At 59.2% G+C, this 8,978-nt stretch carries 7 protein-coding genes; 5 read left to right on the top strand and 2 right to left on the bottom strand.

All coding sequences use genetic code 11. The annotated features are described in order from the left end of the window. Window positions 1-271: 271 nt before the first annotated feature. Together AC1MDC_RS21335 and AC1MDC_RS21330 are read right to left on the bottom strand one after the other, a co-directional pair. Entirely contained in the window at window positions 272-1,492 is a 1,221-nt protein-coding gene (locus tag AC1MDC_RS21335; RefSeq protein WP_085696478.1) for a CaiB/BaiF CoA transferase family protein, read from the bottom strand. A gap of 13 nt (window positions 1,493-1,505) precedes the next feature. Further along, window positions 1,506-2,687: an acyl-CoA dehydrogenase gene (locus tag AC1MDC_RS21330; RefSeq protein WP_480393606.1), complete on the bottom strand. Its 1,182-nt coding sequence runs from the start codon at window positions 2,685-2,687 to the stop codon at window positions 1,506-1,508. A 158-nt stretch (window positions 2,688-2,845) separates the two neighbouring features. On the opposite strand from AC1MDC_RS21330, the gene AC1MDC_RS21325 reads away from it, so the two are divergent. The 5 genes from AC1MDC_RS21325 to AC1MDC_RS21305 all read left to right on the top strand — a co-directional run bounded on the left by AC1MDC_RS21325 (window position 2,846) and on the right by AC1MDC_RS21305 (window position 8,793). Then, complete coding sequence (locus tag AC1MDC_RS21325; RefSeq protein WP_119429954.1) at window positions 2,846-3,745, top strand: LysR family transcriptional regulator; 900 nt, start codon at window positions 2,846-2,848, stop codon at window positions 3,743-3,745. A gap of 434 nt (window positions 3,746-4,179) precedes the next feature. After that, on the top strand, window positions 4,180-5,301 hold the full coding sequence (locus AC1MDC_RS21320) for a Re/Si-specific NAD(P)(+) transhydrogenase subunit alpha (protein ID WP_085690454.1): 1,122 nt from the start codon (window positions 4,180-4,182) through the stop codon (window positions 5,299-5,301). A 15-nt stretch (window positions 5,302-5,316) separates the two neighbouring features. Continuing rightward, entirely contained in the window at window positions 5,317-5,637 is a 321-nt protein-coding gene (locus AC1MDC_RS21315; protein ID WP_003220416.1) for an NAD(P) transhydrogenase subunit alpha part 2, read from the top strand. After that, a complete protein-coding gene (locus AC1MDC_RS21310; RefSeq protein WP_480393605.1) occupies window positions 5,637-7,085 on the top strand; it encodes an NAD(P)(+) transhydrogenase (Re/Si-specific) subunit beta in 1,449 nt (482 codons plus the stop codon). The genes AC1MDC_RS21315 and AC1MDC_RS21310 overlap by 1 nt, the downstream gene beginning before the upstream one ends. A 214-nt stretch (window positions 7,086-7,299) precedes the next feature. Continuing rightward, window positions 7,300-8,793 carry an acetyl-CoA hydrolase/transferase family protein gene (locus AC1MDC_RS21305; RefSeq protein WP_085696485.1) on the top strand — a complete coding sequence of 498 codons (1,494 nt, stop codon included), beginning with the start codon at window positions 7,300-7,302 and terminating at the stop codon, window positions 8,791-8,793. Window positions 8,794-8,978: the final 185 nt, after the last annotated feature.

The raw sequence follows: 8,978 nt of genomic DNA, 5'->3' as shown, positions 1-8,978 counted from the left end.
AGCACACCGGCATTTCCAACGCCTTCCAGGCTTCGATGAACTGAAGCGAGCCACCGTCGAAACCCACTTAACTCATTGAATCTCAAGGAGTTTTCCGTTTCGACTGCGCCGGAAGTGGGGCGAATTATAGAGACTCAGAATCTGCCGTCAACACTTAATTTCGCTTTTCTTTCAATAACTTGCGAAAAAGCCAAAAAACACTCAAGTCCCTCTTCAAGTCCCTCTATATAGAAGAAGGATTCAGCCCCCCCCTTCTATATAGAAAGAGCCATCAGAGCACCCCATCCTCTTTCATCGCAGCGACTGCTCCCGCCCCAAGACCCAGTACCCGCTGCAAAACGTCGAATGTATGCTCGCCCAGCAAAGGAGGCGCATGGCGATACTCGACAGGCGTCCGCGACAACCGGATCGGGCTAGCCACCTGCGGCACCGTCCCCGCCAGCGCATGAGGCAGCTCAATCGCCAACCCGCGAGCCTTCACCTGCGGATCCTCGAACACCTGCGACAGATCATTGATCGGCCCACACGGCACCCCTGCCTGCTCCAGCTGAGCCACCCACTCGGCAGTCGTCTTGAAGACAGTCGCCTGGCGGATCAACGGAATCAGCACAGCGCGGTTCGCCACCCGCAACTTATTAGTCGCGAAACGTGGATCGTCCGCCCACTGCGGCTGCCCCGCCACTTCGGCAAATTTTCGGAACTGTCCGTCATTACCTACCGTGAGAATGAAGTCGCCGTCTGCCGTAGGAAAATCCTGATACGGCACGATATTCGGATGCGCATTCCCCAGCCGTTTCGGCGCGGTCCCGGTCGTCAGATAGTTCATCGCCTGGTTGGCCAGGCACGCCACCTGCACATCCAGCAGCGCCATATCGATATGTTGCCCACCGCCAACATGATCGCGGTTAGCCAGCGCGGCCAGGATCGCCACAGTCGAATACAGGCCGGTCAGAATATCCGTCAGCGCCACACCCACCTTCACCGGGCCGGCGCCTTCATCGCCTTCAGGACGTCCAGTGAGGCTCATCAGCCCGCCAAGTCCCTGGATCATGAAGTCGTAACCCGCACGCTTCGCATACGGCCCGGTCTGACCGAAACCAGTGATCGAGCAATAAATCAGATCCGGATTGACAGCCTTCAATGACTCATAGTCCAAGCCATAAGCCGCCAGACCACCAACCTTGAAGTTCTCGATCAGGATGTCCGACTTGGCAGCCAGCTCACGCACAAGCTTCTGACCTTCGGGACGCGTGAAGTCGATCGTCACAGATTGCTTGTTACGGTTGGCCGACAGGTAATAAGCCGCCTCGCTGGTGTTCTCACCATAGGCGTCTTTCAGGAAGGGCGGCCCCCAGGCCCGGGTGTCGTCACCATTACCGGGGCGCTCGACCTTGATCACTTCCGCCCCAAGGTCGGCCAGGATCTGACCAGCCCATGGGCCGGCCAGCACACGCGATAAATCCAGTACCCGCAGATGCGACAGCGCGCCCATGGTCGCTCTCCTGTTAATAGAACGCCTGCAGGCCGGTCTGCGCACGACCGAGGATCAGCGCGTGAACGTCGTGAGTACCTTCATAGGTATTCACTACTTCCAGGTTAACCAGGTGACGGGCCACGCCGAATTCATCGGAGATCCCGTTGCCACCCAGCATGTCACGCGCCATGCGGGCGATTTCGAGAGACTTGCCGCAAGAGTTGCGCTTCATGATCGAAGTGATTTCAACCGCAGCAGTACCTTCGTCCTTCATGCGGCCCAGACGCAGGCAGCCTTGCAGCGCCAGAGTGATCTCGGTCTGCATGTCCGCCAGTTTCTTCTGGATCAACTGAGTAGCAGCCAATGGACGACCGAACTGTTGGCGATCCAGGGTGTACTGGCGAGCGGTGTGCCAGCAGAATTCAGCCGCACCCAGCGCGCCCCAGGAGATGCCATACCGTGCCGAGTTGAGGCAGGTGAACGGACCTTTCAAACCGCGCACGTCCGGAAAAATGTTCTCTTCGGGAACAAACACGTTATCCATGACGATTTCGCCGGTGATCGAAGCTCGCAGGCCGACCTTGCCATGAATCGCCGGAGCGCTCAGACCTTTCCAGCCCTTCTCCAGAACGAAACCACGAATGTCGCCCGCATCGTCCTTGGCCCAGACCACGAACACGTCGGCGATCGGGCTGTTGGTGATCCACATCTTGGCGCCGGTCAGGCTGTAGCCGCCTTCGACCTTGCGTGCACGCGTAATCATCGCGCCCGGGTCGGAACCGTGGTTCGGCTCGGTCAGACCGAAGCAGCCGATCCACTCACCGGAAGCCAGTTTCGGCAGATACTTCTGTTTCTGTGCTTCGGTACCGAATTCGTTGATCGGCACCATCACCAGCGAAGACTGCACGCTCATCATCGAACGGTAGCCGGAATCAACACGCTCGACTTCACGAGCAATCAGACCGTAACTGACATAGTTGAGGCCGCTGCCACCATACTGCTCGGGAATGGTCGCACCCAACAGGCCGACTTCACCCATTTCACGAAAGATTGCCGGGTCAGTCTTCTCATGGCGGAAGGCTTCCAGAACGCGCGGCGCGAGGCTCTGCAGGGCGAATTGCTCGGCAGCGTCGCGGATCATGCGTTCTTCTTCAGTCAGCTGTTGATCCAGTAGCAGTGGATCGATCCAGTTGAAGCTAGCTTTACCGCCCATGAGTGAGTCCTCGCAAATCGGGTGAATTAACGTGGCATTGATCCTAGGCCCGCTTCGCCCTCCCGGCAAACGAGGATTTCGCATCCTGTTGTGCTAATTTCTCACTCCGAAACGTCGCGAGATGCCGATTAAGCGATGTATTAGTGAGGTTGACGTACATGCGCCGCAAGATACCCAGCACCACCGCCCTTATCAGCTTCGAAGCCGCCGCCCGTCACGAGAGCTTTACCAAGGCCGCCGAAGAACTTTCCCTCACCCAAGGCGCCATTTGCCGACAGATAGCCAGTCTCGAGGACTTCCTCAGTGTCGAACTGTTCCGACGCTCCCGTCGCGGAGTAAAGCTGACAGAAGCGGGGCTTTCCTACAGCCGTCGAGTAGCGACCCAGCTTGATGCCGTCGAGCGCGACACGCTGTCAGTGATGGGTCAGCAAGGCACCAACGTGATCGAGCTCGCCGTGGTGCCCACCTTCGGCACGCAATGGCTGCTGCCAAGATTGAAGGACTTCCAGCTCAAGCATCCGGAAGTAACGGTCAACCTGACCAACCGTACCCGCCCTTTCCTGTTTGCCGACACCGAGTTCGATGCTGCCATCTACTTCGGCGATGCAGATTGGTCGGGTACTGAATCTCACAGGTTGATGGGCGAGAATCCGATGCCGGTATGCAGTCCGGCCCTGCTCGGCAACAAGACGCATCTGACACCCGATGAAATCGCCGATCTGCCGCTGCTCCAACAAACCACCCGCCCCTACGCCTGGCGACAGTGGTTCAACTCGCAGCACCTGAACATCCCCCGCGACATGACAGGTCCGCGCTACGAGCTATTCTCCATGCTGGCCCAGGCGGCCATGCACGACATGGGCATCGCGCTGATCCCGCCATTCCTGATTCAACGCGAACTGGCCGAGAAACGCCTGGTGATTGCCAACCCGAACGCGCTCTCCAGCATCAAGGCGTATTACCTGATGATTCCGGAGCGAAAGGTCGAATCGGCGTCCCTCAAGGCTTTTCGCGATTGGCTGGTGAATCAGGCACACAGCTACAACCTAGAGGGCTAAAGGGTTTCAGCGATTATTAACCCCGTAGTCAGGAAAATCAAAGCCCTACAGATATAACTATTTGTCGCAAATAGACAGACTGTATCCGAAAGTCGTACAGACGTCCCACAAGCGCCTGCCGACGTGGCTTTGCGCCCTCATTCGCGACTCATTGCGGCCTATTCACGTCACCGATGAGAAAAATCTTCAAATTCATCCAGACTCCTTGAAAGGCACGGCCTGCAAGGGATTCAACTGGCCATCTGCGACATTCGGTCACGGGATGACTTGTAGTTAATTTTCCGTCACCCGTCATAATCCCTTGAAGGGCATAAACTTCGCCTGCAAAATGCCGCGCCCCGCCCTGATTTGGCGGGATCGTGCTGATCGGCCGCCCCAGTCGCACCATCCGTAGTGCATGGGTTTACTCAATAAGATCACGCAGGAGATTTGACGTGCACATTGGTGTTCCTCTCGAAACCCAGACCGGTGAAACACGGGTTGCTGCAACCCCGGAAACCATTAAAAAGCTGATCAGCCAAGGTCATAAGGTCACTGTGCAATCCGGCGCCGGCGTTAAAGCCAGCGTTGTCGACAGTGCCTATGAAGCGGCAGGCGCAACCATTGGCAGTGCCAATGACGCGTTTGGCGCCGAGCTGATTCTCAAAGTGGTCGCGCCAAGCGATGCCGAGCTCACGCTGATCAAGCGCGGCACAGTGCTGGTGGGCATGCTCAACCCGTTCAACAACGACACCATCGCGAAGATGGCCGAGTGCGGGATTACCGCGTTCGCCCTGGAAGCGGCGCCACGTACCTCCCGGGCTCAGAGCCTCGACGTGCTGTCGTCCCAGGCGAACATTGCCGGCTACAAGGCCGTGCTTCTGGCTGCTCACTACTATCCACGCTTCATGCCGATGCTGATGACTGCCGCGGGCACCGTAAAAGCGGCGCGCGTGCTGATTCTGGGGGCCGGCGTGGCCGGGTTGCAGGCGATTGCCACGGCGAAACGTCTGGGTGCCGTCATCGAAGCGTCCGACGTACGTCCGGCCGTAAAGGAACAGATCGAGTCCCTCGGCGCCAAGTTCGTCGACGTGCCTTACGAGACCGATGAAGAACGCGAATGCGCTGTCGGCGTCGGCGGTTACGCACGCCCGATGCCGGCGAGCTGGATGCAGCGTCAGGCCCAGGCCGTGCACGAGCGCGCCAAGCAGGCCGACATCGTCATCACCACCGCACTGATTCCGGGTCGCAAGGCACCGACGCTGCTTAGCGCGGAAACCGTGGCGCAGATGAAACCCGGCTCGGTGGTCATCGACCTCGCTGCAGCCCAAGGGGGCAACTGCCCGCTGACAGTGGCCGATCAGGTCGTGATCGAAAACGGCGTGACCATCGTCGGCCCGACTAACCTCGCCGGTGAAGTCGCCGCAGATGCCTCGGCGCTGTACGCACGCAACCTGCTGGACTTCCTGAAGCTGGTCTTCACCAAAGAAGGCCAGTTCGAAGTGAACCTCGAAGACGACATCGTCGCCGCGTGCCTGATGTGCCGCGACGGCCAAGTCATCCGCAAAAACGCCTAAGCAGGGATTCAGACGATGGAAGAGCTTATCTCCCCCGGTATCTACAACCTGATCATCTTCGTGCTGGCGATTTATGTCGGTTACCACGTGGTCTGGAACGTTACACCCGCGCTGCACACGCCTTTGATGGCCGTGACCAACGCCATTTCGGCGATCGTGATCGTCGGCGCCATGCTCGCCGCCGCACTGACCGTCACCCCGCTGGGCAAGACCATGGGCACCCTCGCGGTGGCACTGGCCGCGGTCAACGTGTTCGGTGGCTTCCTGGTCACCCGCCGCATGCTTGAGATGTTCAAGAAGAAAGCCCCGAAAGCAAAAGAAGAGGCGCCTAAGTAATGAGCATGAACCTCGTCACGACGCTCTACCTGATCGCGTCAATCTGCTTTATCCAGGCGCTCAAGGGCCTGTCGCACCCGACCACGTCGCGCCGCGGCAACCTGTTCGGCATGCTCGGCATGGCGCTGGCAATCCTGACCACCATCGGCCTCATCTATAAGCTCGGCGCGCTCTCTTTAGAACAAGGCGGGGCCACCGCCGGCATTGGCTATGTGATCGTCGGTCTGCTGATCGGCGGCACCGCCGGTTCGATCATGGCCAAGCGCGTTGAAATGACCAAGATGCCGGAACTGGTTGCGTTCATGCACAGCATGATCGGTCTGGCAGCGGTGTTCATCGCCATTGCTGCCGTGGTCGAGCCGCAGTCCCTGGGCATCGTCAAGCAACTGGGCGACTCGATCCCGGCGGGTAACCGTCTGGAGCTGTTCCTCGGCGCAGCCATCGGTGCAATCACCTTCTCCGGTTCGGTGATTGCGTTCGGCAAGCTCTCGGGCAAGTACAAGTTCCGTCTGTTCCAGGGCGCACCGGTACAGTTCAGCGGTCAGCACAAGCTGAACGCAGTATTGGGCCTGGCGACGCTGATCCTCGGCGTCACCTTCATGCTGACCGGCAACCTCGCCGCGTTCGCCCTGATGCTGGCCCTGGCGTTCGTCATGGGCGTGCTGATCATCATCCCGATCGGCGGCGCCGACATGCCGGTGGTGGTGTCGATGCTCAACAGCTATTCCGGCTGGGCGGCGGCGGGTATCGGCTTCTCGCTGAACAACTCGATGCTGATCATTGCCGGCTCGCTGGTGGGTTCGAGCGGTGCGATCCTCTCGTACATCATGTGCAAGGCGATGAACCGTTCCTTCTTTAACGTACTGCTCGGCGGTTTCGGCAACACCGCGGACGCCGGTCCTGCCGGTGAGAAGGAAGCCCGTCCGGTGAAATCCGGTTCGGCTGACGACGCAACCTTCCTGCTGACCAACGCCGACACCGTGATCATCGTGCCTGGCTACGGTCTGGCGGTGGCCCGTGCGCAACATGCGCTGAAAGAGCTCACCGAGAAACTGACCCATCATGGCGTGACCGTGAAGTATGCGATCCACCCGGTGGCCGGTCGGATGCCCGGACACATGAACGTACTGCTGGCCGAAGCCGAAGTGCCGTACGACCAGGTGTTCGAGATGGAAGACATCAACTCCGAGTTCGGCCAGGCCGACGTGGTGCTGGTGCTCGGCGCCAACGACGTGGTCAACCCGGCCGCCAAGAACGATCCGAAATCGCCGATTGCCGGCATGCCGATCCTCGAAGCGTTCAAGGCCAAGACCATCATCGTCAACAAGCGCTCAATGGCCAGCGGCTATGCCGGTCTGGACAACGAACTGTTCTACCTGGACAAGACCATGATGGTGTTTGGCGACGCGAAGAAAGTCATCGAAGACATGGTCAAAGCGGTCGAGTAACCCTCGCCGGCAATACAGAACGCCCCGACTTGTCGGGGCGTTTTTGTTAGCGCAAACCGTCGGACAATTTGCCGCGTTGTTGCAGATCCAGTAACGGTGTTTTACTTGAAACCCGCTAAATAGACGCCTCGTTTGCGACCTTGGTAGCGGGACAGGCGCTCGCGAAATTCACTAGACTGCGCATCCTGCTACTCGCTGCCCGAGAAAATAATCCATGTACCGTGACCGTATTCGCCTGCCTTCGTTGTTGGATAAAGTGATGAGCGCCGCCGACGCCGCTGCGCTGATTGAGGACGGCATGACCGTCGGCATGAGCGGCTTTACCCGCGCCGGCGAAGCCAAGGCCGTGCCCCATGCGCTGGCCGAGCGAGCCAAGGTCACGCCGCTGAAGATCAGCCTGATGACCGGCGCCAGCCTGGGCAACGATCTCGACAAGCAACTGACCGAAGCCGGCGTGCTGTCGCGGCGTATGCCGTTCCAGGTCGACAGCACCTTGCGCAAGGCGATCAACGCCGGCGAAGTGATGTTCATCGACCAGCACCTGTCGGAAACCGTCGAACAACTGCGCAATCAGCAACTGAAGCTGCCGGACATCGCCGTGATCGAAGCCGTGGCCATCACCGAACAGGGCCACATCGTGCCGACCACCTCGGTGGGCAACTCGGCGAGCTTCGCGATTTTCGCCAAACATGTGATCGTCGAGATCAACCTGGCACACAACGCCAACCTCGAAGGTCTGCATGACATCTATATCCCGACCTATCGCCCGACCCGTACGCCAATTCCGCTGGTAAAGGTCGACGACCGCATCGGCAGCACTGCGATCCCGATCCCGCCGGAGAAGATTGTCGCCATCGTCATCACTCAACAGTCGGACTCGCCATCCACTGTGTCGTCGCCGGATGTCGACACCAAGGCCATCGCCGATCACCTGATCGCCTTCCTCAAGCAGGAAGTCGATGCCGGGCGTATGACCAACAAGCTCGGACCGCTGCAGGCCGGGATCGGCAACATTGCCAACGCAGTGATGTGCGGGCTGATCGATTCGCCGTTCGAAGACCTGACCATGTACTCCGAAGTGCTGCAGGACTCGACCTTCGATCTGATCGACGCCGGTAAGCTGAGCTTCGCCTCGGGCAGCTCGATAACCCTGTCGGAGCGGCGCAACAGCGACGTGTTCGGCAACCTGGAGAAGTACAAGGACAAGCTGGTGCTGCGCCCGCAGGAAATCTCCAACCACCCGGAAGTGGTACGGCGCCTCGGCATCATCGGCATCAATACGGCCCTTGAGTTCGACATCTATGGCAACGTCAACTCCACCCACGTCTGCGGCACGCGGATGATGAACGGCATCGGCGGTTCGGGCGATTTCGCGCGCAACGCGCACCTGGCGGTGTTCGTGACCAAGTCGATCGCCAAGGGCGGCGCGATTTCCAGCGTGGTGCCGATGGTCAGCCACGTCGACCACACCGAACATGACGTCGACATCCTGGTGACCGAGGTCGGCCTGGCCGACCTGCGAGGCCTGGCGCCCCGGGAGCGCGCCCGGGTGATCATCGATAACTGTGTGCACCCGGATTTCCGCCAGGCGCTGAACGACTACTTCGAAAAAGCCTGCGCCATTGGCGGCCACACGCCGCACATCCTGCGTGATGCCCTGAGCTGGCATATCAATCTGGAAGAAACCGGACGCATGCTGGCCGTGTAATCCGCACAGATTTCCCGCTGGCGCAAACACAGTTTCGTCAGCGGGATTCTCAAAATCCCCAATCCCTACAAAAACTGTACTGCTGTACCGGTCATTTCCTACAGCCTTTCCCTACTCAAACCACCGAACTGGGCAAAAATGCACCAAATAGGCGCAGACAGGTACAGTTTGCGCAATTTTGACCC

It is taken from the genome of Pseudomonas sp. 1 (assembly GCF_056626735.1).
This window is presented reverse-complemented; position numbering and strand designations above follow the sequence as displayed.